Origin of the sequence: Xanthomonas cucurbitae, assembly GCF_002939885.1 — a bacterium.
Taxonomy (GTDB): Bacteria; Pseudomonadota; Gammaproteobacteria; order Xanthomonadales; family Xanthomonadaceae; genus Xanthomonas; species Xanthomonas cucurbitae.
Genome location: NZ_MDED01000024.1, coordinates 49,985 through 76,680 on the forward strand (window position 1 = coordinate 49,985; position 26,696 = coordinate 76,680).

The 26,696-nt window shown below is 67.1% G+C and carries 27 protein-coding genes; 16 read left to right on the forward strand and 11 right to left on the reverse strand.

The window, feature by feature from the left end:
• Positions 1–141: 141 nt before the first annotated feature.
• A complete protein-coding gene (locus XcuCFBP2542_RS13325) occupies positions 142–429 on the reverse strand; it encodes a co-chaperone GroES (protein WP_104604039.1) in 288 nt (95 codons plus the stop codon).
• A gap of 437 nt (positions 430–866) precedes the next feature.
• Here XcuCFBP2542_RS13325 and XcuCFBP2542_RS13330 point away from each other — a divergent pair, with 437 nt between their 5' ends.
• From XcuCFBP2542_RS13330 to accC, 8 genes are all read left to right on the forward strand, one after another.
• Positions 867–2,639 (forward strand): endonuclease, encoded by a 1,773-nt coding sequence (locus tag XcuCFBP2542_RS13330; RefSeq protein ID WP_104604040.1) that lies wholly within the window; start codon positions 867–869, stop codon positions 2,637–2,639.
• Positions 2,640–2,950: 311 nt separating this feature from the next.
• On the forward strand, positions 2,951–3,274 hold the full coding sequence (gene cutA, locus XcuCFBP2542_RS13335) for a divalent-cation tolerance protein CutA (RefSeq protein ID WP_104604041.1): 324 nt from the start codon (positions 2,951–2,953) through the stop codon (positions 3,272–3,274).
• 16 nt (positions 3,275–3,290) lie between these two features.
• A complete protein-coding gene (locus tag XcuCFBP2542_RS13340; protein WP_104604042.1) occupies positions 3,291–5,600 on the forward strand; it encodes a protein-disulfide reductase DsbD family protein in 2,310 nt (769 codons plus the stop codon).
• A 373-nt stretch (positions 5,601–5,973) separates the two neighbouring features.
• Positions 5,974–8,124: a prolyl oligopeptidase family serine peptidase gene (locus tag XcuCFBP2542_RS13345; protein WP_372372312.1), complete on the forward strand. Its 2,151-nt coding sequence runs from the start codon at positions 5,974–5,976 to the stop codon at positions 8,122–8,124.
• A gap of 447 nt (positions 8,125–8,571) precedes the next feature.
• A complete protein-coding gene (gene aroQ / locus XcuCFBP2542_RS13350; RefSeq protein WP_104604043.1) occupies positions 8,572–9,018 on the forward strand; it encodes a type II 3-dehydroquinate dehydratase in 447 nt (148 codons plus the stop codon).
• Positions 9,019–9,114: 96 nt separating this feature from the next.
• Positions 9,115–9,600: an acetyl-CoA carboxylase biotin carboxyl carrier protein gene (accB, locus tag XcuCFBP2542_RS13355; RefSeq protein WP_104604044.1), complete on the forward strand. Its 486-nt coding sequence runs from the start codon at positions 9,115–9,117 to the stop codon at positions 9,598–9,600.
• Between the two features lie 75 nt (positions 9,601–9,675).
• Complete coding sequence (locus XcuCFBP2542_RS13360; protein ID WP_249027656.1) at positions 9,676–10,005, forward strand: four helix bundle protein; 330 nt, start codon at positions 9,676–9,678, stop codon at positions 10,003–10,005.
• Positions 10,006–10,047: 42 nt separating this feature from the next.
• Positions 10,048–11,415, forward strand: a complete 1,368-nt coding sequence (accC, locus tag XcuCFBP2542_RS13365; protein ID WP_104604046.1) for an acetyl-CoA carboxylase biotin carboxylase subunit — start codon at positions 10,048–10,050, stop codon at positions 11,413–11,415.
• Between the two features lie 233 nt (positions 11,416–11,648).
• On the opposite strand, the gene XcuCFBP2542_RS13370 is transcribed toward accC, so the two are convergent.
• Positions 11,649–12,014, reverse strand: a complete 366-nt coding sequence (locus tag XcuCFBP2542_RS13370; RefSeq protein WP_104604047.1) for a hypothetical protein — start codon at positions 12,012–12,014, stop codon at positions 11,649–11,651.
• Positions 12,011–12,940 carry a hypothetical protein gene (locus XcuCFBP2542_RS13375; RefSeq protein ID WP_104604048.1) on the reverse strand — a complete coding sequence of 310 codons (930 nt, stop codon included), beginning with the start codon at positions 12,938–12,940 and terminating at the stop codon, positions 12,011–12,013. The genes XcuCFBP2542_RS13370 and XcuCFBP2542_RS13375 overlap by 4 nt, the downstream gene beginning before the upstream one ends.
• A gap of 280 nt (positions 12,941–13,220) precedes the next feature.
• Here XcuCFBP2542_RS13375 and prmA point away from each other — a divergent pair, with 280 nt between their 5' ends.
• Complete coding sequence (gene prmA, locus XcuCFBP2542_RS13380) at positions 13,221–14,141, forward strand: 50S ribosomal protein L11 methyltransferase (RefSeq protein ID WP_104604049.1); 921 nt, start codon at positions 13,221–13,223, stop codon at positions 14,139–14,141.
• Positions 14,142–14,154: 13 nt separating this feature from the next.
• Here prmA and XcuCFBP2542_RS13385 read toward each other — a convergent pair whose 3' ends face one another.
• The gene (locus XcuCFBP2542_RS13385) at positions 14,155–14,646 is read right to left on the reverse strand and encodes a hypothetical protein (protein WP_104604050.1); all 492 of its coding nucleotides are present in this window, start codon (positions 14,644–14,646) and stop codon (positions 14,155–14,157) included.
• A gap of 149 nt (positions 14,647–14,795) precedes the next feature.
• Here XcuCFBP2542_RS13385 and XcuCFBP2542_RS13390 point away from each other — a divergent pair, with 149 nt between their 5' ends.
• The 3 genes from XcuCFBP2542_RS13390 to fis all read left to right on the forward strand — a co-directional run bounded on the left by XcuCFBP2542_RS13390 (position 14,796) and on the right by fis (position 16,609).
• Positions 14,796–15,173: a helix-turn-helix domain-containing protein gene (locus XcuCFBP2542_RS13390; protein ID WP_104604051.1), complete on the forward strand. Its 378-nt coding sequence runs from the start codon at positions 14,796–14,798 to the stop codon at positions 15,171–15,173.
• Between the two features lie 112 nt (positions 15,174–15,285).
• Entirely contained in the window at positions 15,286–16,221 is a 936-nt protein-coding gene (locus tag XcuCFBP2542_RS13395) for a DUF3426 domain-containing protein (protein ID WP_104604052.1), read from the forward strand.
• 115 nt (positions 16,222–16,336) lie between these two features.
• Positions 16,337–16,609: a DNA-binding transcriptional regulator Fis gene (gene fis / locus XcuCFBP2542_RS13400; protein WP_104604053.1), complete on the forward strand. Its 273-nt coding sequence runs from the start codon at positions 16,337–16,339 to the stop codon at positions 16,607–16,609.
• Between the two features lie 188 nt (positions 16,610–16,797).
• Here fis and XcuCFBP2542_RS13405 read toward each other — a convergent pair whose 3' ends face one another.
• The 7 genes from XcuCFBP2542_RS13405 to XcuCFBP2542_RS13435 form a co-directional block, all read right to left on the reverse strand.
• Positions 16,798–17,772 (reverse strand): phosphatidate cytidylyltransferase, encoded by a 975-nt coding sequence (locus XcuCFBP2542_RS13405; RefSeq protein ID WP_167526954.1) that lies wholly within the window; start codon positions 17,770–17,772, stop codon positions 16,798–16,800.
• Positions 17,769–18,401, reverse strand: coding sequence for a lysophospholipid acyltransferase family protein (locus tag XcuCFBP2542_RS13410; RefSeq protein ID WP_104604054.1), 633 nt, complete (start codon positions 18,399–18,401; stop codon positions 17,769–17,771). Before XcuCFBP2542_RS13410 ends, XcuCFBP2542_RS13405 begins: the two co-directional genes overlap by 4 nt.
• Positions 18,398–18,580, reverse strand: coding sequence for a hypothetical protein (locus XcuCFBP2542_RS13415; RefSeq protein ID WP_372372313.1), 183 nt, complete (start codon positions 18,578–18,580; stop codon positions 18,398–18,400). The genes XcuCFBP2542_RS13410 and XcuCFBP2542_RS13415 overlap by 4 nt, the downstream gene beginning before the upstream one ends.
• The gene (locus XcuCFBP2542_RS13420; protein ID WP_104604055.1) at positions 18,577–19,023 is read right to left on the reverse strand and encodes a hypothetical protein; all 447 of its coding nucleotides are present in this window, start codon (positions 19,021–19,023) and stop codon (positions 18,577–18,579) included. The genes XcuCFBP2542_RS13415 and XcuCFBP2542_RS13420 overlap by 4 nt, the downstream gene beginning before the upstream one ends.
• Positions 19,020–20,357, reverse strand: coding sequence for a phosphatase PAP2/dual specificity phosphatase family protein (locus XcuCFBP2542_RS13425; RefSeq protein WP_104604056.1), 1,338 nt, complete (start codon positions 20,355–20,357; stop codon positions 19,020–19,022). Before XcuCFBP2542_RS13425 ends, XcuCFBP2542_RS13420 begins: the two co-directional genes overlap by 4 nt.
• Positions 20,354–22,108 carry a bifunctional alpha/beta hydrolase/class I SAM-dependent methyltransferase gene (locus XcuCFBP2542_RS13430; protein ID WP_104604057.1) on the reverse strand — a complete coding sequence of 585 codons (1,755 nt, stop codon included), beginning with the start codon at positions 22,106–22,108 and terminating at the stop codon, positions 20,354–20,356. The genes XcuCFBP2542_RS13425 and XcuCFBP2542_RS13430 overlap by 4 nt, the downstream gene beginning before the upstream one ends.
• Before the next feature lie 87 nt (positions 22,109–22,195).
• Positions 22,196–22,810, reverse strand: coding sequence for a CDP-alcohol phosphatidyltransferase family protein (locus XcuCFBP2542_RS13435; RefSeq protein WP_104604058.1), 615 nt, complete (start codon positions 22,808–22,810; stop codon positions 22,196–22,198).
• 74 nt (positions 22,811–22,884) lie between these two features.
• Between XcuCFBP2542_RS13435 and purH the strand changes: the two genes are divergently transcribed.
• The 4 genes from purH to XcuCFBP2542_RS20060 all read left to right on the forward strand — a co-directional run bounded on the left by purH (position 22,885) and on the right by XcuCFBP2542_RS20060 (position 26,611).
• A complete protein-coding gene (purH, locus tag XcuCFBP2542_RS13440) occupies positions 22,885–24,468 on the forward strand; it encodes a bifunctional phosphoribosylaminoimidazolecarboxamide formyltransferase/IMP cyclohydrolase (protein WP_104604059.1) in 1,584 nt (527 codons plus the stop codon).
• Between the two features lie 132 nt (positions 24,469–24,600).
• Positions 24,601–25,890, forward strand: a complete 1,290-nt coding sequence (purD, locus tag XcuCFBP2542_RS13445; protein ID WP_104604060.1) for a phosphoribosylamine--glycine ligase — start codon at positions 24,601–24,603, stop codon at positions 25,888–25,890.
• A gap of 152 nt (positions 25,891–26,042) precedes the next feature.
• Positions 26,043–26,294 (forward strand): AAA family ATPase, encoded by a 252-nt coding sequence (locus XcuCFBP2542_RS20055; protein WP_249027654.1) that lies wholly within the window; start codon positions 26,043–26,045, stop codon positions 26,292–26,294.
• On the forward strand, positions 26,291–26,611 hold the full coding sequence (locus XcuCFBP2542_RS20060) for a hypothetical protein (RefSeq protein ID WP_249027655.1): 321 nt from the start codon (positions 26,291–26,293) through the stop codon (positions 26,609–26,611). The genes XcuCFBP2542_RS20055 and XcuCFBP2542_RS20060 overlap by 4 nt, the downstream gene beginning before the upstream one ends.
• The last annotated feature ends 85 nt before the right edge of the window (positions 26,612–26,696 follow it).

Consider the following 26,696-nt stretch of genomic DNA (forward strand, 5'->3'; position numbering starts at 1 on the left):
TGTAACTCCGGAAATTGGGAATGGGGAATGGGAAATCGGTCGATCAAGGGCGGAGATCGGGACTGGGTGGGATGGCGAGGGCGTTGGCCGCTCTACCGATTCCCGATTCCCCACTCCCGATTCCCAGCGCATAGCGCCTGATTAATCGATGACGGCCAGGATGTCGTCTTCGCGCAGCACCTTGTACTCGACGCCTTCGGACTTGTAGCTGCTGCCGGCATACTGGCCGTAGATGACCTTGTCGCCCACCTTGACCACCGGGGCGCGCAGGCTGCCGTTGTCCAGGGGCTTGCCGGCGCCGACGGCGACGACTTCACCCTTGGTGGACTTTTCCTTGGCCGAGTCCGGGATCACGATGCCGCCGGCGGAAACTTCGTCGGCTTCGATCGGCTTGACTACAACGCGGTCGTGAAGCGGCTTGATGCTCATAGAGAAAGACCCTCTTAAGTGATTGATTGGCCTGAAAATTGTCGGCAATGTTAGCACTCGCACATGACGACTGCCAGCACAGCGCGCGGAAAAACCCGACAGAGCGGGTGCGGGTCAGAGATTGTGCTGGGCGCGTGCCTTTCAAGGGTGGGGCGCAAAAAAATTTTCACCCGCCAATCGCGTGGCTGTGGCCCTGTGGTGGCCGGACCCATCGCAGGGGGGCGATGGTGCGGACGGCACCGTCGCCGGGCGGGGCGGCGGTCCAGGACGAGCGCCGATGATCCGGGCGACGCTGGCGGTGGCGCCGGCACCGCGATGCGCATTGATACCCTGCCCTTCCAGGCGGCCATAGCCCTGAAAATGGAACCAGGTTCCATCGGCTGTCATCTGCAGGCCCTACAGTCGGGACCGCATTCCCCGACCACAAGGAGCTGTCGATGAGGTTGCCGTTCCGTAGTCTTCCGCTGGCCTGCGCCGTTGCCCTGGCCGTCCCCACCGCCCACGCTGCGGTGTTCATCAACGAACTGCATTACGACGACGCGGGCGCCTCCGGCGACACCGACGAAGGCGTGGAAGTGGTGGCCACCGCTGGCGAGTCGCTGAGCGGCTACCGCATCCAGCTCTACAACGGCAGTGCTCCCGGTGCGGCCACGGTCTACGCCACCACCGCAGTGCCGGCCGGCAGCCTGGTCAGTTGCGGCAGCCAGGTGCGCATTGCCACGGTGGGTTACGCCAGCAACGGCGTGCAGAACGGTCCCAACGACGGCGTGGCGCTGGTCGACCCCAGCGGCCAGCTGGTGCAGTTCCTCAGCTACGAAGGCGCCATCACCGGCAGCGGCGGCGCGGCGGCCGGGGTCACCAGCCAGAACCTGCCGGTCAGCGAGAGCAACAGCACAGCGGTCGGCAGCTCGCTGCAGCTAACCGGCACCGGCAGCAGCGCGGCCAACTTCAGCTGGGCCGGCTCGGCGGCGCAGACCTTCGGCGCCTGCAACCGCGGCCAGACCTTCAACGGCAGTGGCGGTGGCGGCACCACCGGTGCGCCCAGCATCACCAGCACCACCCCGACCCAGGGCGCGACCGGCTTCCCGGCCGCCGGCGATCTGGCGGTGGGCTTCAGCGAGGCGGTCAGCCTGAGCAGCGGCGCCTTTGCGCTGAGCTGCGCCAGCTCCGGCACAGTGGCGCTGAGCTATCCAGCCAGCGGCACCCGCTTCAGCCTGTCCACCGATACCGCCCTGGTCGGTGGCGAGCGCTGCACCCTGGCGATCACCGCCAGCGCCATCCGCGCTGCCGGCGGGCTGAGCCCGGCGGCCAATCAGTCCATCGCCTTCACCGTGGCCACCGCCAGCGGCGGCGCAACCGGCTATTACTCGCGGGTCAATACCGCCAACGCCAGCCAGCTGCGCTGCTCGCTGCACGCCACCATCAAGGGCCATACGGTCTATCCGTACAGCGGCACCAGCACCAACATCTGGACCATCCTGGAGATGGCCGACGAAGACCCCAACAACAGCGGCCGCATCCTGGACGCCTACCGCAACCGCAGCTACGCCAAGGGTAGCGACCGGGCCGGCACCGGCAGCGGGCTCACCTACAACCGCGAGCACACCTGGCCAAACTCGTTGGGCTTCGGCAGCGCCACCGGCGACCGCGGCCTGCCGTATGCGCCCTACACCGACACCCATATGCTGTATCTCACCGACACCACCTTCAACGCCGACCGTGGCAACAAGCCCTATGCCACCTGCACCAGCAGCTGCGGCGAGCGGGTGACCGAGGTCAACGACGGCAGTGGCGGCGGCAGCGGGCGCTACCCGGGCAATTCCAACTGGGTGCGCACACCCGACGGCAACAGCGGCACTTTCGAGGTGTGGGGCCGGCGCAAGGGCGATATGGCGCGCGCGGTGATGTACATGGCGATCCGCTACGAAGGCGGCGTTGATGCGGCCACCGGCCAGTCCGAGCCGGACCTGGAACTCACCGACGATCGCAGCCGGATCGTGCAGACCGCGTCCTCGCCCGCCTACATGGGCCTGCTCTCCACGCTGCTGGCCTGGCACCAGGCCGACCCGCCGGACGATGCCGAGCGCGCCCGCAACCAGGTGATCTTCAGCTTCCAGGGCAACCGCAACCCGTTCGTCGATCATCCCGAATGGGCTACCGCCAGCCTGTTCACTTCGGCAAAGCCGGCCAGTTGCCAGCTGGCCAACTGAGCGAAACCGGCCCGGCGCATGCTGCGTCGGGCCGGCACCGGCGGCCACGGACCGGAAGGCATGGCGACGCGACTGCGCGGCTGCGCGACTGAACTGCCTTGGCCCGAGAGGCACCGGTGGCCATGGCGCGTATCCCGCAACGGCTGCCGTGTAGAGGATCCAGCAGGCGCGCCACTGGCCAGGCATGCCGCCCTCCTGCGGGCGCGCCATGCGCGGTGGCGGCTTGGGCTTCTTGCGCCCGCGAAATGAACGCCCTGTTCCGGAAGGCCGGGTGATCCCCCCGCAGGCGTGGGATTACACTTCCAGGTCCGATGACTGCCTCTTCCCTCCATCTGCTGCTCAGTACCTGCCCGGATGCCGACAGCGCCGACCGCATCGCCCATGCCCTGCTGGACGAACGCCTGGCCGCCTGCGTCACCCAGCTGCCCGGCGCGCAGTCGCTGTATCGCTGGAATGGGGCGATCGAACGCAGCCAGGAAGTGCAGTTGCTCATCAAGACCTGGGAAGACCGCTTGCCGGACGCCATTGCGCGGCTGCAGGCGCTGCATCCGTATGAACTCCCGGAGACGGTGGCGGTCCAAGCCAGCGCCGGTTTGCCGGCCTATCTCGCCTGGGTCCGGTCCGAAACCCGCTAAGGAATTCTCAACTTCCATGAAGTCCCTGTCCCGCTGGATCGCCCGCCGCGTACTGCTGGCCGCCCCCTTGTTTGCCGCGTCACTGGTGCTGGTGGCGCCTGTCGCACAGGCGGTCAGCGAAGCCGACCTGCTGCCGGTGGACCAGGCCTTCGTGCTGCGTGCGCAGGCCGACAACCGCGACAGCATCGCGCTGCAATGGAAGATCGCACCGGGCTATTACCTGTACCGCCACCGCATCAGCGTCAAGTCCGGGCAAGGCTTCAGCGCCGGCGAGTTGGCCCTGCCGGAAGGCGAAAGCAAGCACGACGAGTTCTTCGGCCAGGTGCAGACCTACCGCACGCTGTTGCAGGCCACCCTGGCCGGCAAGGCCGAGCCCGCGCTGCAGACCGCGGTGCTGCAGGTGCAGTACCAGGGCTGCGCCGACGCCGGCGTGTGCTACCCGCCGCAGCGCCGCGAGATCCGCGTCAATCTTCCCCGCACCCAGGACGCCGCCACGCCACGCGACAACCTGGGCGCGCTGGTGCCGCGCAGCGCCGCCGGCCCACGGCTGTTCGGTGCCACCGGCCAGGCCGCCGGCATGGAGGCACTGCCGCTGCCTGCCGAGCAGGCGTTCAACTTCGAGGCCATCGTCGGCGACGGCAACAGTCTGTTGCTGCGCTTCACCCCGGCACCGGGTTACTACCTCTACCGCGACCGTACCTCGCTGGCCGTGGAGGGCAGCGGCGGCGTGCGCCCCGGACTGCCGCGTTGGCCGCAGGGCAAGACCCACCGCGACGAACACTTCGGCGATGTGGTGGTGTATTTCGACCAGGCCGAAGTCACCCTGCCACTGCTGCGCGAGCGCGCCGACCCGGCACGGGTGACCCTGGTGGCCACCTTCCAGGGCTGCCAGACCGACGGCATCTGCTATCCGCCGATGACCCGCCGGGTGGCGCTGGAGCTACCGGCTGGCACGGTGTCGCCGCAAAACCAGGCACAGGCCGCGCCGCTGATGATTTCGCCGCTGGCCGCCGGGCAGACGCCTGCCGGGCCAGCGCCGGCGCGCGCCGCGCAAGGGGCTGCGCATGCGGCTGCCGACGCCTCGGCCGACAATCTGCAACGGACCCAGCCGCCGCAGACCGACCAGGGCCTGCTGGCCATGCTGGCGCTGGCGCTGCTCGGCGGGCTGGTTCTGAACCTGATGCCCTGCGTGCTGCCGATCCTGTCGCTGAAGGTGCTGGGCCTGGCGCATAGCGGCGAGAGCCGCAGCCACGCGCGCAGCCATGCCATCTGGTATTCGCTGGGCGTGCTGGTGTCCTTCGCCGCCATCGGCGGGCTGGTAATCGGACTGCGCGCGGCCGGGCAGGCCGCCGGCTGGGGCTTCCAGCTGCAGCAGCCGTGGTTCGTGGCCGCGCTGGCCTATCTGATGTTCGCGGTCGGCCTGAGCCTGTCGGGCGTGTTCACGCTGGGCAGCAACCTGGGCGGCATCGGCCAGTCACTGGCCGCGCGCAACGGCCCGCTGGGCGATTTCTTCACCGGCGTGCTGGCCTGCGTGGTCGCCAGCCCCTGCATTGCCCCGTTCATGGGCACCGCGCTGGCCTATGCCTTCACCGCGCCGGCGCTGCTGGCGATGCTGGTGTTCCTGGCGCTGGGCCTGGGCCTGGCGCTGCCGTTCCTATTGATCGGCTTCGTGCCCTCGCTGGCGCGGCGCCTGCCCACGCCCGGCGCCTGGATGGAAACGCTCAAGCAGGTGCTGGCGTTCCCGATGTACCTCACCGCGATCTGGCTGCTGTGGGTGCTGGGCAAGCAGCGCGGCGTGGACGCAGTGGCGCTGATGCTGGTGGGCGCCACCTTGCTGGCGCTGGGGCTGTGGTGCTTCGAGCGCAGCCGCTGGAGTAGCCACCGCCCGGGCATGCACCTGGCCGCGGTGATGCTGCTGCTGGCCATCGTGCCGGTGGTCGGCGTCACCCGCCTGCGCCTGCCGGCCGCCACCGCTGCCAGCGAAGGCGTGGTGGCGTTCTCGCCGCAGTTGCTGGACCGCCTGCGCGCCGACAACCGCGTGGTGTTCGTCAACATGACCGCCGACTGGTGCGTGACCTGCAAGGCCAACGAAAAGAACGTGCTGGGCAGCGCCGAATTCCGCGACGCCCTGCGCCGCGTGGATGCGGTCTACATGAAAGGCGACTGGACCAATGTCGACCCCGCCATCAGCACTTTCCTGGACCAGCACCAGGCCGTGGGCGTGCCGCTGTACGTGGTCTACGGCCCCGGCGCCCCGCCAGCGATCCTGCCCACAGTGCTGACCGGCGCGATCACCGAGGATGCGCTGCTGCGCGCGGCGCGCTGAGGCAGCGGTTGGAGTGGGCGCGCGTCCGGCGCGCCGGCGAGCTGTTACGCATGATCTGCACCGCAGGGTGATGGCAGCCTGGATGCTGGCGGGGCTGCGTGCTGGCTGACAGCCAACTGCGATGATGCTGTCTGCGGTGGCGCACCGTCAGTGCCGGTGTCTTCTCGATGCGCCCACGCGTAACACTGGTGTTTCACTACTGCGTCTGCATTTGTCGCACGGATGACTGCACCTGCGATGCCTGCTTTGCGCACGGACAACCCGCGCACCATGCGAAGTGAGTGTCTCGGAAACGCATTCCTCAACATTGCTCGCCACGCCTTTCTGCAATGAGATCCAAGCCTATGCTGTCGTCCCCCTCAGCGAGGTCAGCATGATGCCCCTTACGCCCAAGCACACCACGTTGTGCGCCACGTTCGTTTGTCTTTTCGGCATCGTGATTGCCGACGCAGCACCGGTGACCGCAGCCACCACGACCATGCCGGATAGGTACCTCTGGCTGGAAGATGTCACCGGCACCAAAGCGCTGGACTGGGTGAAACAGCAAGATGCACGCACCGAAAAACAATTGGCTGACACTGCTGATTTCAAACAACTGGAAGCCGGCATCCGGGAGGTCATGGACTCGGATACCAAGATTCCTTATGTGCAGAAGATCGGTGCCGATTTCTACAATTTCTGGCAAGACAAAGACCACAAGCGCGGCATCTGGCGACGGACCACGCCCGCCGAATATCGAAAGCCATCGCCCAAATGGGAAACCGTGCTGGATCTGGATGCGCTCAATCAACACGAGGGCAAGGACTGGACATGGCAGTACGACAAGGTCGATTGCCTGCGCCCGGCCTATCGCCGCTGCCTGATCACGCTGTCGCGCGGCGGGTCCGACGCCGATGTCACCCGCGAGTTCGATCTGATCGACAAGCGCTGGGTGGAAGGCGGTTTTGTGCGCCCGGAGGCCAAGGGGGCACTGTCCTGGGTCGATCAGGATACCGTGTATGTCAGTACCGATTTCGGCGCTGGCAGCACCACCGATTCGGGCTATCCGCGCATCGTCAAACAGTGGAAGCGCGGCACCGCGCTGACGGCAGCCAGCATGGTCTACACCGGCAAGCAAACCGATATCAGGATCAGCGCCTTCCACGATGCGACACCCGGCTTTGAGCGCGACATCGTCGTGCAGGGACTGGGTAGCCGCAAGGATGCCTGGTTCTTGCGCGGGCGCGACGGCACCCTGACCAAGGTAGAGGCCCCCGATTCGGCGACCAAGCAGTTGCACCGCCAATGGCTCACGCTGGAATTGCGCGAGCCCTGGACCGTGGGTGGCACCACCTACCCGGTCGGCGCGCTGCTGGCGACCCGTTTCGACGCGTTCATGGCAGGCAAGCGCGCGTTCGAAATCCTGTTTGCGCCCACCGACACCACCTCGCTCGTCGGCGCCACATGGACACGTTCGCACCTTGTACTCAACGTGCTGGACGACGTAAAAGCACGGCTGAGCGTGCTGACTCCGACTGCAAGCGGCTGGAAGCGCAGCGCGTTCGTCGGTGCGCCCAGCCTGGGCTCGGTCGCGGTCTCACCGCTGGACAGCATCGACAGCGATGCGGTGTGGCTCACCGCCGAGGACAATCTGACTCCCACCACGCTGTCGCTGGCGCAGATTGGCAAGCGACCGCAGCGCATGAAGACGCTGCCGGCGTTTTTCGATGCCAGCCGCTTCGTCATCGAGCAACACTTCGTCACCAGCAAGGACGGTACCCGCGTGCCATATTTTCTGGTGCGCTCCAACGCACTGGCATTCGATGGCAGCGCACCGACCCAGCTCTATGGCTACGGCGGTTTCGAGATCCCGATGCTGCCGTACTACTCCGGCGTCATGGGACGCGCCTGGCTCGAAAAGGGCGGGGTCTTCGCGCTCTCCAACATGCGTGGTGGCGGCGAGTACGGTCCGCGTTGGCACCAGGCCGCGCTCAAACAGAATCGTCACAAGGCGTACGAGGATATGGCGGCGATTGCGCAGGATCTGGTCGCACGCAAGATCACCTCGCCCCGCCACCTGGCTGTGCGCGGCGGCAGCAACGGCGGGCTGATGGCCGGCAACATGCTGACCCAGTATCCGGAGCTGTTCGGGGCGGTGGTGATCGAAGCGCCGCTGCTCGACATGCGGCGCTACAACCACCTGCTGGCTGGCGCGTCGTGGATGGACGAGTACGGCAACCCGGACACCGCAGACTGGTCGTTTATCCAGACGTTCTCGCCTTATCACCTGTTCGACCCGAACAAGAGCTATCCACCCACAATCATCCTGACCTCTACCCGCGACGATCGCGTCCACCCCGGTCACGCTCGCAAGATGGCCGCCAAGATGCTGGATGCGGGTAAGGACGTGACGTTCTACGAAAGCATGGAGGGCGGCCACGCCAACCCCGGCGACAACGCCCAGGCCGCGCATCGCGCTGCGCTGATGTACAGCTTCCTGTGGCGGCACCTTGGCGGCGTGGCTGCCGCTGCCGAACACGACTAGGTCCGGCGACCCACGGCGAGTGCTGCTCGCCGTGGGTCGTCCGCATCGATACGCAGGACATCGACGCGCTGCGTCGCGGCTGAGGCCCCCTGTCTACACCCTTGCCTCGCCTGCATGGGCGAACACTGAACTGCTGTCCAGGGCACAGAACCCCGAGTCGCGGCAATGTGAAGGCTGCTGGCATGCGGGCGGCGGCGAGACCAGTCCGACCGGATACACCGCTTGCCACGCACTGGCGCATTGCACCTGACTCCCTGCAGACGCGAAAGGCAGATGGCGGCAGCCACGCTGGCCAGACCTGTACTGTGCCAATGCCCGCCACCATTGGCAGCGGCTACGATCACCCGACATTTTCAAACAATCGCTTTAAACACGCATAACTTCCGCTATCTGGACAGCATCGCCAGCATCGCGCAGACTTCCGGCTCCGCCCTTCCCCCGGTCCCCATGGCCCATCTGCTGCTGCTGCACGGCCCCAACCTCAACCTGCTCGGCACCCGCGAGCCGGAGGTCTACGGGCGCACCAAGCTGGCGCAGATCGACGCGGCCCTGGTGGACCGCGCGCAGGCGTCCGGGCACAGCCTGACCTGCCTGCAATCCAACGCCGAGCATGTGCTGGTGGAGCGCATCCATGCCGCGCGCGAGGACGGCACCGCCTACGTGCTCATCAACCCGGCCGCCTTCACCCATACCTCGGTGGCGCTGCGCGATGCGCTGCTGGGCGTGGGCCTGCCGTTCGTGGAGATCCACCTGTCCAATCCGCATGCGCGCGAGCCGTTCCGCCACCACAGCTATCTCAGCGACAAGGCCGAGGGCGTGATCTGCGGCTTCGGCGCCGACAGCTACCGGCTGGCACTGGACGCGGTGATCGCGCGCCTGGAGCGCGACGTATGACCCCTGTCTTCCCGACGCCGGCCACCGCGCCGACGGCCTGACCCATTCCGCCGGCACCCGCCGGCACTCTCCACCGATTCACCTCAAGAGGCCCTCATGGATCTCCGCAAAATCAAGAAACTGATCGACCTGCTCGAAGAATCCAATCTCGCCGAAATCGAGATCAAGGAAGGCGAAGAAAGCGTGCGCCTGGCCCGCGTGCCCAAGGGCACCCAGGTGATGAGCGCACCGGTGCAGCAGTACGCCCCCGCGCCGGCCGTGCAGGCACCGGCGGCGGCAAGCATGCCGATGCACTCGCCCACCGAGGCCTCCACCGGTGGCGCCAAGCACGCCGCCGCGCTGCCGGAAGGCCATGTGCTGCGCGCGCCCATGGTCGGCACCTTCTACACCTCGCCGTCGCCGGACAAGCCGGCCTTCGTCAGCGTGGGCCAGGCGGTCAAGGCCGGCGACACCCTGGCGATCATCGAGGCGATGAAGATGTTCAACCCGATCGAAGCCGACGTCTCCGGCACCATCGTCGCCATCCTCGGCGAAACCGGCCAGCCGGTGGAATTCGATCAGCCGTTGTTTGTGATTGGCTGAGGCCGGGAATCGGGAGTGGAGAATCGGGAATCGGCAAAGCGGCCTGATGAACGTCTGGAGGCGTGGCGCGATTCCATGGAGCTTGTGGAAATGATCTATCGATTCACGGAGGTCTTTCCCGAGCATGAACGCTACGGCCTGACGGCACAGCTGCGCCGTGCGGCCGTCAGCATCCCGTCGAATATCGCCGAAGGTGCAGCGCGGCGCTCCACTCCCGATTACGCGCGGTTTCTCTCAATTGCGCGCGGCTCGCTCTCAGAACTGGATACACAAGTCCAGATCGCCGTACGACTGGGCTATAGCAATACCGAAGACGAAGACATCGTCAGCCAGCAGGTGGACCAGGTCTTCGCCAAGCTCACTGCATTGATGAATGCCTTACGCAGACGTGGAGCCGCACCATGATGCCCGCATCTCCCCATTCCCCATTCCCGACTCCCTATTCCCATGCTCGATAAAGTCGTCATCGCCAACCGAGGCGAAATTGCGCTGCGCATCCTGCGCGCGTGTCATACGCTCGGCATCCGCACGGTCGCGGTGCATTCCACGGTCGACCGCAACCTCAAGCACGTGGCCATGGCCGACGAGTCGGTGTGCATCGGCCCGGCCGCCTCCAGCGACAGCTACCTCAACATCCCGGCGCTGATCGCCGCGGCCGAGGTGACCGATGCGCAGGCCATCCATCCCGGTTACGGCTTTTTGTCGGAAAACGCCGACTTTGCCGAGCGCGTGGAAGAATCCGGCTTCATCTTCATCGGCCCCAAGGCCGACACCATCCGCCTGATGGGCGACAAGGTGGAAGCGATCCGCGCGATGAAGGCCGCCGGGGTACCGTGCGTGCCCGGCTCGGGCGGCCCGCTGGGCGATGACATCGTCGCCAACACCAAGGTGGCGCGCGAGATCGGCTACCCGGTCATCATCAAGGCCGCCGGTGGCGGCGGCGGACGCGGCATGCGCGTGGTGCATTCGGAAGCCGCGCTCAAGGCGGCGATCGAAACCACCAAGTCCGAAGCCAAGGCCGCTTTCAGCAACGACCAGGTCTACATGGAAAAGTTCCTGGAGAACCCGCGTCATGTGGAAATCCAGGTGCTGGCCGACGGCCAGGGCGGTGCAATCCATCTGGGCGAACGCGACTGTTCGATGCAGCGCCGCCACCAGAAGGTGGTGGAAGAAGCGCCGGCACCGGGCATCACCGAAGAACTGCGCGCTGAAATCGGCAAGGTCTGCGTGGATGCCTGCATCCGCATCGGCTACCGCGGCGCCGGCACCTTCGAATTCCTGTTCGAGAACGGGCGTTTCTACTTTATCGAAATGAACACCCGCATCCAGGTGGAACACCCGGTCACCGAGCGCATCACCGGCATCGACCTGGTGTGCGAGCAGCTGCGCATCGCCGCCGGCCACAAGCTCAGCATCCAGCAGAGCGACATCGTGCTGCGCGGGCATGCCATCGAGTGCCGCATCAACGCCGAAGACCCGGAAACCTTCATGCCCAATCCGGGCCTGATTACCGCCTTCCACCCGCCGGGCGGCCCGGGCGTGCGCGTGGATACGCATATCTACAGCGGCTACAAGGTGCCGCCGAACTACGATTCGATGATCGGCAAGCTGATCGTGCACGGCCCGGACCGCGAGACCGCCATCGCCCGCATGCGCGTGGCGCTGAGCGAGATGGTGGTGGACGGCATCAAGACCAACATCCCGCTGCAGCAGCGCATCATGCGCGACAAGGGCTTCCAGGCCGGGGGGCAGAACATCCACTACCTGGAGAAGCGCCTGGCCGAACGCAAGAACAAGTCGATTGCGTTGACCTGATCGCACTTGCCATGGCAAGGACGAAGAGCCCGGGAAACCGGGCTTTTTCGTTGCTCCCCGGTGCAGCCCTGCAAGCCAGCGGTCCATGCGTAGGAGCGCACCCGGGCGCGATCGGGCTTTACCGATAGCGCCCGGTCGCGCCCGGGTGCGCTCCTACGGAATCTGCAGGTTCGATCCGCGCTACCGGATACGCTGCGACCGCGACCCTCTCCACACCCGACACGCCGCAGCGTTCAACGCTGCGGCGCAGGCGCCTGCTGGCTGCCCGGCACCGGCACGATGCCGCTGGACGACGACGGATCGACCACGGTCATGGTTTCGGTGGAACCATCCGGCCATACCACCTGGAAGGTGGCGCCGGCCGGCAAGGTGGAGAACGGCATCGCGCTGCTGGCGCGGTACACCGCCGCCACCTGGCTGGCGCCATGCCGGCGCTGCTGTTCGTCGGCCGCCACCGAGGTCGACCTGATCGACAACGGCTGGTAGCGGTGATCGGCGGTGTCGATCATTACGATGCCCACCGCCGCGGCCGAATACGCCACAAACAACGCCACCCATAACCAGAACCTGGCGCCGTACGCCAATCGACGGTAATTCATGACTGCACTCCCGGCTCGGATACCAACACATCGACCATCTCATCCACCCTGTCTGCTCCCTGCTGCGGTACCGCGGCATCGAATACGAACGACACGAAATCCTGGGCGCCCGCGCGCGAGCAGATGCCCGCATTGGCGCAATAACTGGTGACCAGCGTGCTGTCGGCGCTGCAGTCCAGGCCCAGCCGGCACGCGGCCACCTGCCAGGCCAGTTCAGCGAACTGATCGCCGGCCACATAGCCGTCCAGACTGTCGTCGCCACTGGCGCGCGTGCCCATTGCCGGCGCCAATGCCAGATAGGCTTCGGGGTCGCGCGAAGCCAACACGCGCTGTACCAGCGCGCGCTTGTAGGCGACCGTGGCCTGCAGCGGCTCGCCCAGCGCCAGCAAGCCGGCCTCGGCCGCCAGGCTCCCTGCGCGCGCCGCACGTAGACGCTGCTGCGCGACCAGACGCGGGCCCAGCCCATCGCGGGGCGCGAAGCCGGCGCAGCGCTGCGCCACCCGCAGGCGCGCGGCCTGCATGGCCGCCACCCCGGGAGTGGACTGTGCGGCGATCCAATCGGTGTCGGCGGCATAGCCGGCCGGGCTGGCCGCGTACGGTGCGCAATAATCGTAGACCCGGCTCAAGCGCCACCCGGCCTGTGCATCGCCGGCGCGCAGCTGTTGCTGCAATTGCTGCGCGTAGCGGTACAGATCCGGCGGCGCATCCACCGCAGTGCGAGAAGGCAACTGCAAGGCGGTTGCGCGTTCTGCGCGTACAGGCCCCCCCCCCGGCCGCCAGCGTGCCGGCGGCGGCGCATCGACGCCGGTGGCAGGCACCGCCGCGCCGCTGGCGGCCGGCGGCGCACGCACATGCCACCACGCTGCCAGCACCAGCGCGGCGGCAACCGGCAATACCCAAAGATGGCGGGCACGAACAAGCGGCATGACCGGCAACACCCCTGCTGCAGGAACGCCCGCAGCGACGGCGCGGAGTCTAGCACCCGGCCGCGCGCCAGCCCCCCGCGACGCGGACACCACCACGATGCGGTGGGGTTCGCCGGCGGCGCAGCAATGGGCCGCATGCGGTCAAGGGCAGCGTGCGCGAACGCCTGCGCCAGGACCACGGCATTGAGACGTGGACGCCGCTCTGCTCACCCGGTACGGGACAGGTGCCACGCCGCACAGGCTTGGTAGGATGCACGCCTCCCCTTCACCGACCGTCCCGATGCCGTTTCTTGAACTGACCCTGCCCTGCTCCGATACCACCCAGCCCCGTTTCCAGACTGCGCTGGACGATGTTGGCGCGCTGGCGGTGACCCTGCTCGACGCCGATGCCGACACCAGCAACGAGCGCGCCATTCTCGAGCCGGGCGTGGGACAGACGCCGCTGTGGAACACGCTGGTGTTGACCGCACTGTTCGATGGCGACAGCGATGCGCTGGTGCTGCTGGCCGCGCTGGAAGCCTTCGATCCGGGGCTGGACTGGAGCCAGGTCGCCTTCCGCATGGTCCAGGACAGCGATTGGGAACGCGCCTGGATGGATCAGTTCCACCCGATGCAGTTCGGTGCGCGCACCTTCATCGTGCCGTGGAACCACGACCTGCCCGCGGCCGCCGACACGCCGGACGCGGCGGTGGTGCGGCTGGATCCGGGCCTGGCGTTCGGCTCGGGCACGCACCCGACCACCGCACTGTGCCTGCGCTGGCTGGACGGCCTGGCCAGCGAAGGCACGCTACAGGGCAGCAGCGTGCTCGATTTCGGCTGTGGCTCGGGCATTCTCGCCGTGGCCGCACTGAAGCTGGGCGCGGCCACGGCGGTGGGCGTGGACAACGACCCGCAGGCGCTGCTGGCCAGTGCCGACAACGCCGCGCGCAATGCGGTGCAAGCGCAGCTGGCGGTATACCTGCCGCAGGACGAGCCGGTGCAGCGCTATCCGGTGGTGGTCGCCAATATCCTGGCCTCGGCACTGGATGCGCTGGCCCAGACCCTGGCCGCACGCGTGGCGCCCGGTGGCCGGATCGCGCTGTCGGGCATCCTGCACGGCCAGGAAGACGAGCTGCTGCAGCGCTACGCGCCCTGGTTCGAGCAGCTGCGTTGCGAACGCGAGGAAGACTGGATGCGTATCGAAGGCGTGCGCCGCCCCTGAATGGCCAGGCGGTTCAGCGGCGTGGGTGGCTGGCGCGGATCTGCGCCGTGGTCACCGCGTCGTTGACGCTGATCGCGCGCAGGCGGGTCACCGGCTGCCACCCGGCGCGCTGCAACGCCAGGCTTCGCCAGCGCCCGGCAAGGCGGCCGGCGCGCGCCCGCAGCACGCCGTCGGCCAGGAACACCAGCAGCCAGGCACCGGGCGTCCCTGCAGGGGTGCCGACCAGCCCCATGCCCAGGGCCGCGACCGCAGGCAGCAGGCCAATCCCCAGCAGCGTCCATTGCCGGTACCGCACCGCCCATCCGCGCGGCGCCAGCACCGCCCACCAGTGCACGCCATCGGCGATGGCGGTCCAGCATGGCCCCCGGCGCCAGACCTGGTAACACTGCGCACCGGCGAAGCGGTTGATCGCAGGGTCCAGCGGGGAGTCCGACGGCCAGGGCACCGTCGGCGGCCGTCGGCGCAGCCGCTGGGGTTCGGGTTCGCGGGCAGCAGGCTCGACCATGAACGTCCTCCTTGAGTTCGGCGTGATCGCATCGTCATCGCCCAAGCGACAGTATCGCAAACATAAGGCGACATGAAAGACATACGAACTATCGCAACGCGCAACTAGGGCTATATCTCCCGGCCCTGCCTGTCTCCCATCGGTGCCGTGTGAGCAAGCTGTACGAACGAGTACGCGAAGCCCGCAGCTTCACCAAACTGACCCAGGAAGCCCTGGCCGGCGAGCTGGGCGTCACTCGCAGCGCGGTGGCACAGTGGGAAATGGCCGAAGGCACCGCGCCCTCGGTGGAAAACCTGATCGGGCTGGCCAAGCGCAGCGGCATGGCCTTCGAATACCTGGCCACCGGCCGCGGCGAGCGGGTGTACGGGCCGCCGGTGTCGGCCATTGCCGAAGAACCGGCCCAATACCGCCGCCTGGACGATCAACAACGCGTGCTGCTGGCCCGCTTCGACACCCTGGCACCGCGGCAACGCAACGGGCTGCTGGATCTGTTGCAGGCAGACGGGAAGACGCGCCGGCGGCGCTGAGATCGGGAATCGGGAATCGGGAATTGGAGTTCGGAGTTCGGAGTTCGGAGCGAGCGTGTTCGGCTCCCGATGGGTCCATGGTTGAATAGCCCTTTCCGCTGCACTGCGACCGATGTCCGACACTCCGCCACCGCGCCGCCCCCTGGCCACGTTCCTGCGTGCCACGCCCATCGCCCCGGTGCTGGTCCCGAGGCCGCCAGTGGCCCCACCCGTCGAGCCGCCGGAGTCAACCTTGCCGGCGGCCGGGCTGATGCCAGCGGCCGTCCCGGAGCCGCCAGCGCTGGTGCCGGGTATCGGCCAACCGGACTGTGCGCCCCCCGGCGCGCTCCTAGGCGCCGCCGTGATGCCCGCCTCGGCCTCACCCGAGCACGCCGCCGGCCCTCACGACGCCGCGTCGTCCGTGCCCATGCCCCTGCCCGAACTGCCCGTTGCCCCCGCTCAGGACGCAACGCCGCAGGAAGCCGGTGCCGCACCAACGCCCACCGACCCCCAGGCACCTGCCACTACCGCACCGTTCCTGCCCTTGCCCGGGCCTGTTGCCCCCAGGTTTGCGCGGCGTGGCTCCTCGCGTCCGCCGCTGCGTGCCAGCGGGCGTCAGTGGGCCGTGCTGCTGGGGTTGGTGGGCTTACTGGGCCTACAGATGGTGGTGGCCGACCGCGCGCGCTTGGCCGGCGATGCGCGCTGGCGTCCGCTGGCGGGCGCGGCCTGCGCGATGCTGCGGTGCACGCTGCCGGCCTGGCGTGAGCCGGCCGCGCTGACCCTGCTCAACCGCGAGGTGCGCCCGCACCCCGGTCTGCCCGGGGTGCTGCAGATCCAGGCCAGTTTTCGCAACGATGCCCGCTGGGCACAGGCCTGGCCATGGATGCAACTGTCGCTGTCCGATGTCGATGGGCGGGTGATCGGCACGCGCATGCTGACGCCGCAAGACTATCTGGGCCAGGTGCCGGCCGGGCAGGACACGCTTGCACCGGGCCAGGCGGTGCACGTCGCGTTCGCCGTGCGTGAACCGGCCGCAAGCACCGCGGCCTTCAGGTTCGACTTCCGCTAGCGGACCCGGACCTGCGCGGGTGGCCACACGGGCGTGGCGAGCGATGAGGGCACGCGCTAGACTCACTCCCCCTCGCCGGCCACGCGACCCGGCTTCGTGACACTGGGAACTTTCCTTGAACGCAGCCTCCTCCCGTCCTGACAGCAGTCGTGGCGCCCCGAAGTCGCCCCTGCGCGAACACGTGGCGCAGTCCGTGCGCCGTTACCTGCGCGACCTGGATGGCAGCGACGCCGACGACGTCTACGACATCGTGCTGCGCGAGATGGAGATCCCGTTGTTCGTGGAGGTCCTCAACCACTGCGAAGGCAACCAGAGCCGCGCGGCGGCGATGCTGGGCATCCACCGCGCGACGTTGCGCAAGAAGCTGAAAGAGTACGGGCTGACGTAGGCCGGGAATCGGGAATCGGGAATCGGGAATCGTAAGAGCATGCCGCGGCGAGACGTGGCGTGCATCGGGTTCCCACTGCGATGGACGAGTCGACCAGCTCAACGTTGCGGTCGGCAAGACGCCGCTGTTGCCCGAGCAGTGGAGTGTGGATCTAGAGCTGCACATCGCCCTTGCTGCAATGCAAATGCTCACGCCCAGCCATAGCGGATCAGATGGAAGAACACCGGGGCGGCAAAGCACACCGAGTCCAGCCGATCGAGTACGCCGCCGTGGCCTTCGATCATATGGCCCCAATCCTTGATGCCGCGATCGCGTTTGATCGCCGACATCACCAACCCACCGAAAAAGCCCATCAGATTGGCCACCAACGCCAGCCCGAATGCATGCCAGGGCGCGAACGGGGTGATCCACCACAGCGCCATGCCGAGCAGGCTGGCCGACAGCACGCCGCCGATGAAACCTTCCACGGTCTTGGACGGCGATAGCTTCGGTGCGATCAGGTGCCGGCCGGCCAGCTTGCCCCACACGTACTGCAACACGTCGGAGGACTGCACCACGATCACCAGGAACGCGATCAGCAGCAGGTTGCGCCCGGCATAGCCGGGGATCTCCAGGTTCAACAGGGCCGGTACGTGCGAGATGCAGAACACGCAGATCATCAGGCCCCATTGCACCTTGGCGGTGCGCTCCAGATAGCGCGTGGTGTCGCCGCCGATGGTGGCCAGGATCGGCAGCACCAGGAACGCGTAGACCGGAATCAGCAGCGTGTACATGCCGTACCAGCCGGTCCACACCAGCCCGTACTGCCAGGGCAGCACGATGTAGAACGCCGCCAGCAGCGCGTAGTAATCGCCACGCCGGGTAGGCGTGAGGGTGATGAACTCGCGCAGCGCAAACAGCGACACCAGCGCAAACAGCCCGATCACCCCGGCACGGCCGAACACGAAGGCAATGCCCACCACCGCCGCCATCACCCACCAGGCGCGGATGCGCGCCACCAGGTTGTCCAGCACCGCGCTGGGGGTTGCGCGTGCGCGCCAGCGCAGGGTTTCGGAAATCAGCGTGGCAATCACCAGCACCAACGCAATGCCGGTGAACAACCATAGCGTCTGCTGATGCATCGACGACTGCTGCAACTGCCCGCTGTACAGAGACAGGCTCATGCGCGCGCCTCCAGCTGGTCCGGCGACAACGCCAGCAGCGCCTCGCGCGCCCGCGCCAGAAACGCGTGCTTGTCTTCGTCGGCCTCCAGCCGCAACGGTGCACCAAAGGTGGTGGTGCACAGCAGCGGCAGCGGCAGCCACTTGCCCTTGGGCATCACCCGCTTGAGGTTGTCGATCCACACCGGCACGAACTCCAGTTCCGGCCGTTGCCGCGCCAGGTGAGACAACCCGCTCTTGAACGGCAGCACGCCTTCGTCGGGATTGCGGGTGCCCTCGGGAAACAGGATCAGCGAATCGCCGGCATTCACGGCATCGCATAGACAGTCGATCGGGTCGCGGGTGCGCCGCGTCGCATCGCGCTCGATCAGCACGCCATTGAACACCGCATGGATCAGATAGCGCCGCAGCGCAGTGCGTTGCCAGTAATCGGCCGCAGCCACCGGACGCACTTCACGGCGCAGGCTGGCCGGCAACGACGACCAGATCAGCACGAAATCGCCGTGGCTGGCATGGTTGCCGTAATACACACGGCGCTCGTTGGAGGGCGCGCAGCCACGCCACAACGCACGTGCACCGGTGAGCGTGCGGATGGCGCCGCTGCAGGCGCGTGCGATCAAGCGGGCAATCATGTCTGCTCCAATGTGCGCACGAGCGTGCGCCGCCGTAACACCACCGTCAGCAACGCACCGGCGATCAACACCGCCAACGCGCCGACCAGCACCCAGGCCGCACGGTGCGGCTGGCCCATCCACTGCGCCGGCATGGCCTGCAACGCCTCGTGCTGGCCGGGTCCTTGCGCGCTGCTCATCGGAAGATCCTCAAGGCCAATGCCGCCGCAAACAGCAGCAGTTGTCCCATCACGCTTGCCAGCTGCCAGCGCAGCAGGCGGCGCATGCCGTTCCAGCGCGCTGCCCAATCGCGGGGGGATGGCCGTGCCGCCACCAGGCCAACGGCGTGCAGTGCCGCATCCAGCTGCTGCGCGGCGTCCTGCTCACTGCCGCCAACGTGCCCGAGATGCGCAATCGTGCCCTCCAGCAGGTCTGCATCCAGGCCCACCCGAAACGCCCAGTAGCGCTGCACCACGCCGGCCATGGCGCTCAATGCATAGCTGACCTGGATCAACGGCGGCGCGTCGGCCACGCCGAGCAGGGCGATCGCCGCCGCCAGCAGCACCAGCGAAAAGCGATCCAGCGCTGCGCCCTGGCGCAGCACGGCGCGCATGGTGGACAGCGTCATCGGGGAGGTGGTCATTGTGGTCTCCGTTCGGGCGTAAGGTCGTCGCTGTCATGGCCGCCGCATGCCGCCACGATGGCCGCGCGATGGGCATGCCCAAGCACGATCCTCCGGCGCACCGCGCGCAGCTGCGCAATGGCCGCATCCACGTCGCGGGCGCGGCCACTGCGCACCAACCAGCTTGCAACGCTGGCCGCACTGCGCGAATAGCCCAGCGCGCAACACACCAGCACCGCCCCCTGGGTGCGGGCGGCGTCGATGGCATCGGCGGCGGCCGCCAGGCGGGCCGGCGGCGGCGCCACCAGATCCAGCATCGCAATGACCTGGTCGTGCGGGCGTGCCGCGTGCAGCGACAGTTCGGCGCTGAGATCCACCACGGCAGCAAACCCGGCGCGCTGTGCGGGCAGCGGAATGCGGCCCAGCCAGACGTCATCGCAGACCACGCGCGGGAGCGGGTCGCGGCGCGTCCACGCCCGCGCATTGCACCAGGCGGCCAGCAGATACGGCGCGAACAGCCAGCGCGCGGCCAGGCTCAGGCGCCCGTCGCTGCGTTTTTGAAAACCGAGCGGGCCAAGCGCTGCGTAGTTCAGCGCGACCAGACCCAGCGACAGGCTCAGCCACAGTGCCCACCACCCGGCGCCGCCGATCGCTATCGCCAGCGCCGTGCTGATGAGCGCGCCCGTCAGGTACGCCGCAGCCAGCTCCCAACGACGTGCCTGCCGCGCCGGCCGCGCCTGTGCGAAGGGCGCGGCAATGCGCTCCGGCCACAGCCACACGCATAGCCAGCCCGCCGCCAGCCCGGTGGGAATGTCCAGGAAATGATGCTGATACGTGGTCAGCACCGACACCCCGATCAGCGCGAACCAGCCGTGCAACAGCCAGCGCCACACACCGGGCAACTGCTGCACATAGCGCACCCACAACACCACCAGCAGCACGATGTGCAGCGATGGCGCCTGGTTGAAGGGTTTATCGAAGCCCAGCAACACCGCGAACAACCAACCGAAGACGCCGTCGGTGTCCGGCCGCACGAAGCTGTAGCGCAACGGCCACAGCAAAAAGCAGGCCACGCAGACCAGCTGTGCACTGAGCAGGCGCAGCGCGTGCGTATCCAGTTCGCGCCGGGTGCGGCAGACGAAGAACGAGGCGGCATAAAACAGATCGATCGACCAGTACGGCACGATGGTCCACGGCCAGAACGGCATGCCGTGTTCCCAGTCGAACACCACCGAAGGCACGCCGCCCGCGCGCCCGGCCAGGGTATTGGCCAGGCCGTAGCTGAGGAAGAAGAACGGCCCCAGCACTGCCAGCCACAGCGCGGCACGGCCGGTGGGGCGCGCGCCTGGCGTCATGCCGGTATCCGCTGCGCCAGCGACACGGTGAAGATGCCGAATGCATCGATGCGCTGGTCCAGCTTGGCAAACCCGGCCGCTTCCACCAGCCCATCCATCTCCTGCTGGCTGCGCCGGCGCATCACCCACGCCACGCCATCGCGATGGCTGGTGAGCGCGCGCGCGATGAACTCCAGCTGCGGATGCCAGGGCTGGCCGGTGTAGAGCAGATAGCCACCCGGCGGCACTGCGGTGGCCAGGCCGGCGAGCGAACGCGCCACCTGGTCGTTGTCGGCAAACAGCTCGTACAGGCCCGACACCACCGCCAGGGTCGGCGCCGGCTGCACTGCCGCCAATGCCGCCGGGTCGAAGGCATCGCCTTGTTCGAAGCGGGCGATATCGTCCGCGCCCAGCGTGCGGATCAAGGCACTGCCCTGGGTCACGTTGAGCGGGCTGAAGTCGCGCAGCACGATCGCATCGGCACGTTGCGCGCCGCTGCCCAGCGCTTCCAGCACGTAGCGGCCATGGCCGGCAGCCACGTCCAGCACGCGCACCGGCTGGCCTGTTTGGCGCAGGCGGCTGGCCGCATCGCGCAGCAACTCGCCCAGGTGCGCGCCACGGATGCGAATGCCGCGCCAGCCGATCGTATCGAGATAATTGCGGTCGATCAGGCGCCCGAGCGGGCCGCGTCCACGCGCCTGGTTGCGATAGATGTAATCCAGCGTGCTGCCGGAGTCGAAACCGGTCTGCAGGCCGAGCGCGATGCCCTCGGACAGCGTTCCTCCCAGGCGCAGACCCGCCCGCACGCCGCGCCAGCGCAGATCCTGCAGGCTGTTGCGTTGCGGCGGCCAGGCCAGCCGCTCGGCTTCATCGAAACTGGGCCCGGCACGGTCCGCATCGCGCAGGTCGGCGCGTACCGGCGGCTGTTCAAAGCGTGCCTGCACGAACGCGCGGATCGGCGCGATCGCCAACGCGCGGTCGCGCTCGCCCAGGGTGTCGTGGAAGAACCCGGGCAACCAGTGCCGCTGCTTGATCGGCGAGCGTAGGTTTTCGTAGAAGCGGTCCTGCGGGCTGCGATGCACCACCAAGTCCGCGCCGGAGACCAGCAACTGGGTCGGCACGGTGATCGCCTGCGCATCGGCCACCACGCGATCTGCGGCCGCGTACAGGCCCAGCAGCACGCGCACCGAGATCGGGCGGGTGATCAACGGATCGCTGCGGTAGCTTTCCGCGCGCTGCGCGTCATGCGTCAACCACTGCGGCTTGACGTAGCTGTTGACGAAGAAATTACCGCGCAGCGCATGCATCAGCGTCAGCCCTGCGCGTGCGAATGGCACGTACAGCTTGACCTTGAACGCCGGCGAGGCCAGCACCAACGCGCGCAAGGGCGGTGCGTAGTCGTGCACCCAGGTCGCCGCGACCACCGCGCCCACGCTTTGTGCAATCACTGCGATGTCTTGCACCGCAATACCATGCGCGCTACCGAGATGGGCGATGAAACTGTCCAGGTCGCGCACCAGCGCCTCGAAGCCCGGCGCATCGCCGCGCGCGCCCGGCGAGCGCCCATTGCCCCGCGCATCCCAGGCGAAGAACTGCGCATCGGGCAGATCCAGCTCCTCGGCCAAATGCATCACTCGGCCGGAATGCTCATGCCCGCGATGCAGCAGCACCACCGCCTTGGGCGCGGCGCCTGCCGCCGCTGCCGGCCAATGCCGATAAAACAGCCAGGCACCATCGAAACTGGCGAACTGCCGCTCTACAACCTCACGCATGGAATCATCCTGAAAAACAACAGTGGTGGTGCAGCGGTCGCGCCGATGATGGTGCGGGCGGAGAGTTTCTGGGCCAGCGCGGCCCGCTCAGCCGGCCGGCGCCTGCGCCAGCCCGGCATGCACCCGCCGCCCTACCGTGGCCAGGCAGGCAACGCACAGCGCCATGGCAACCCAGGTGACGCCACGCGGCCCCAGCAGGCCACAGGCCAGGCCCAGCCCCACCACGCCAATGACGAAGGCACGGTCGCTCTTGCCCATCGGCCCGTCGTAGCGGCGGCTGGCACCGACCATCAGCCCGAGCACGCCGGCGTATTCGGTCAGCGCGGCCAGCAGTGCGAACAGCCACAGCCAGTGCGCGCCCACGCCCGGCACACCAAGCAGGCTCAGGTACAGCGCCGCATCGGCCAGCACGTCGCACAGTTCGTTGAGGTAGGCGCCCAGCCGCGATTGCTGGCCGAACTCGCGCGCCAGCATGCCGTCGATGGCATTGAGGCCCATGCGCAGCAGCATCCACACCGGCAGCAGCAGATACAGCCAGGGCCAGTGGGCGCCGGCGCGGTAGACCACCGCAGCCACCAGCAGCGACACCGCTGCCGCGGTGAGCGTCACCTGGTTGGCGGTGATGCCGCCGCGGTAGAGCGCGCCCACCATGGGCCGCAGCAGCGCCTGGAAGCGTCCCTTCAATGCATAGATCGAGGCCATACGGGGGTGTTGAGTCCATTCGGGCGCTGACGCAGCCTACAATATCGGCTGCCCCGCTTCGACATCCCCCACCGATGGCCACTGATTTGCTGCCCGTGCGCCGGGCCCTGCTCTCCGTTTCCGACAAGACCGGCCTGCTCGACCTGGCCCGCGCGCTGGCGGCGCGCAACGTCGCGCTGCTGTCCACCGGCGGCACCGCCAAGGCGATCCGCGAGGCCGGCCTGCCGGTCACCGACGTGGCCGATCTCACCGGCTTTCCAGAAATGATGGACGGCCGCGTCAAGACTTTGCACCCGCTGGTGCACGGCGGCCTGCTGGGCCGTGCCGGCATCGATGAAGCCGTGATGGCCGAGCACGGCATCGTGCCGATCGACCTGCTGGTGCTGAACCTGTATCCGTTCGAGTCGGTCACGATGCAGGCCGATTGCACCCTGGCCGATGCGGTGGAAAACATCGACATCGGCGGCCCGGCGATGCTGCGCAGCGCGGCCAAGAACTTCGCGCGCGTGGCCGTGGCCACCGATCCGGCGCAATACGCCGACCTGCTGGCCGAGCTGGACGCCAACGACGGCCAGCTCTCGGCCGCCAAGCGCTTTGCGCTGTCGGTGGCCGCGTTCAACCGCGTGGCGCAGTACGACGCGACGATCAGCAACTATCTCTCGGCGGTGGCGGACAGCGCCGAAACCGTGCCCACGCGCAGCCCGTTCCCGGCGCAGATCAACTCCAACTTCATCAAGGTCATGGACCTGCGCTACGGCGAGAACCCGCATCAGTCCGGCGCGTTCTACCGCGATCTGTATCCGGTGCCGGGCACGCTGGCCACCTTCCAGCAGCTGCAGGGCAAGGAACTGAGTTACAACAACCTGGCCGATGCCGATGCGGCGTGGGAATGCGTGCGCCAGTTCGACGCGCCGGCCTGCGTGATCGTCAAGCACGCCAATCCCTGCGGCGTGGCCGTGGGCGCGGCCTGCGGCGATGCCTACGAGCTGGCCTATGCCACCGACCCCACCAGCGCCTTCGGCGGCATCCTGGCCTTCAACAAGACCCTCGACGCAGCGACGGCGAAAGCCATTCTGGATCGCCAGTTCGTCGAGGTGCTGATCGCGCCCGACTACGAGGCCGGCGCGCTGGAATACGCCACCAAGAAAGCCAACGTGCGCGTGCTCAAGATTCCGCACGGTAATGGCCTCAACAACTACGACACCAAGCGGATCGGCTCGGGCCTGTTGATGCAATCGGCCGACAACCGCGGCATGTCGCTGGGCGAGTTGAGCGTGGTCACCCAGCGCGCGCCCAGCGAGGCGGAACTGGGCGATCTGCTGTTCGCCTGGCGCGTGGCCAAGTACGTCAAGTCCAACGCGATCGTCTACGCCAAGGACAGCCGCACCATTGGCGTGGGCGCCGGGCAGATGAGCCGCGTGGTCAGCGCCAAGATCGCCGCGCTCAAGGCCGAGGAAGCCAAGCTCACGGTGGCCGGCTCGGTGATGGCCTCGGACGCGTTCTTCCCGTTCCGCGATGGTATCGACGCTGCGGCTGCGGCTGGCATCAAGGCAGTGATCCAGCCCGGCGGCTCGATGCGCGATGGCGAAGTGATCGCCGCTGCCGATGAACACGGCATCGCGATGGTGTTCACCGGCGTGCGGCATTTCCGGCACTGACGTGTCGGGAATGGAGAATCGGGAATCGGGAATCGCAAGAGCGGCTCTCCAGATGCCGCTCCACACCGTACGGCCTGCAGGATCAAAGACTTTGCTATTCCCCATTCCCTATTCCCCATTCCCGGCACTCAAATGAAAATTCTCGTCATCGGCTCCGGCGGCCGTGAACATGCCCTGGCCTGGAAGATCGCGCAGTCCCCGCGCGTGAGCGAGGTGCTGGTGGCACCCGGTAATGCCGGCACTGCCACGGAAGCCAAATGCCGCAATGTCGCGATCAAGGTCGACGACCTGGACGGCCTGCTCGCCTTGGCGCAACGCGAAGATGTCGCGCTCACCGTGGTCGGGCCGGAAGTACCGCTGGTGCTGGGCGTGGTCGATCGCTTCCATGCCGCTGGCCTGCGCATCTTCGGGCCCACCGCCAAGGCCGCGCAGCTGGAAGGCAGCAAGGCCTTTGCCAAGGACTTTCTCGCCCGCCACGGCATTCCCACCGCGTATTACGCCGTGCATACCGACGTGGACGCGGCACTAGCCTACGTGCGCGAGAAAGGCGCGCCCATCGTGGTCAAGGCCGATGGTCTTGCTGCCGGCAAGGGCGTGATCGTGGCGATGACCCTGGCCGAGGCCGAAGACGCGGTGCGCGACATGCTCTCGGGCAATGCCTTTGGCGATGCCGGCGCGCGCGTGGTGATCGAGGAATTCCTCGATGGCGAAGAAGCCAGCTTCATTTCCATGGTCGATGGCAGCCACGCCTTGCCGATGGCCACCAGCCAGGACCACAAGCGCGTCGGCGATGGCGACACCGGCCCCAACACCGGTGGCATGGGCGCCTACTCACCGGCGCCGGTAGTGACGCCGCAGGTGCATGCACGGGTGATGCGCGAGGTGGTCGAGCCCACCGTGCAGGGCATGATTGCCGACGGCGTGCCGTTCACCGGGTTTCTCTACGCCGGGCTGATGATCAATGCGCACGGCGCGCCAAAGGTGATCGAATTCAACGTGCGCTTCGGCGACCCGGAGACCCAGCCGGTGATGCTGCGCCTGCAGTCAGACCTGGTGGATCTGGTCGAAGCGGCCATCGACGGCACGCTCGACCGCACGCAAGCGCAGTGGGATCCGCGCCCATCGCTAGGCGTGGTCATCGCCGCCAAACCCTATCCGGGCACGCCGGTCACCGGCGAAGTCATCCAGGGCCTGGACGCAGTGCCTGGCAGCGCCAAGGTCTTCCACGCCGGCACCGCGCTCGACGCCGACGGCCAGGTACTCAGCGCCGGGGGCCGCGTGCTATGCGTAGCCGCGCTCGGCGACAGCGTGCAGGACGCGCAACGCACCGCCTATGCCGGCCTACAACCGATCCATTGGCCCAACGCCTTTCATCGCAGCGACATCGGCTGGCGTGCAATTGCGCGCGAGCGTGGCCAATAAGTTGGGAAGCGTTCCACTGAAAGAAATTCGGATCTGGCTGATCGGCAGTCAGCTGACAGCGACTGGCAAGCCACTACACGTTGTCCAAGTGCCTCGAATACACCACGCTGCACCTGCTTTCATAACGACTGATTACGCGCGGAGTCCGCAGCATGAAGATTGAGTCAATCAGGCTAAGGAACTTCAAAGCATTTCGCGACGTGCACTTGAAGGACATGCCCTCGTTCCTCGTCGTCGTTGGCGCCAATGGATCAGGCAAGAGTACGTTGTTCGATGTATTCGGCTTCCTCCATGACTGCCTCAAAGGCAACGTTCGGCAAGCGTTGGACAAGCGTTGGACAAGCGGGGGCGTTTCCGAGAAGTTCTCAGCCGCGGGTGTGATCCCACCACCGATTCCATCTTGATCGAACTTCAGTACCGGATGGAAATAACCGGTGTCGAGCGATTGGTCACCTACTCAATCGAGATTGGCGAAGACAACGGAATCCCCATAGTACAGAGGGAACTATTGCGCTACAAACGCGGACGTTATGGCAGTCCCTATCATTTCTTGAATTTCTCCAAAGGTGAAGGCTATGCCATCACCAACGAAGAAGACTTCAAGAAAACCGATGAAGAACTGGACAGGGAAAGTCAGAAAGTCGCCGCTGACACGCTTGCAATCAAGGGCCTTGGCCAATTCGAACGTTTCAAAGCTGCCAACGCTTTTCGGCAATCCTGATTAGCCCCATTCCTCAGCCGGTAGTTGCAGGATTTGCGACGGGTCGGCTGGACAATGGCCCCACTTGAAGGCAACGGAGGTGGGG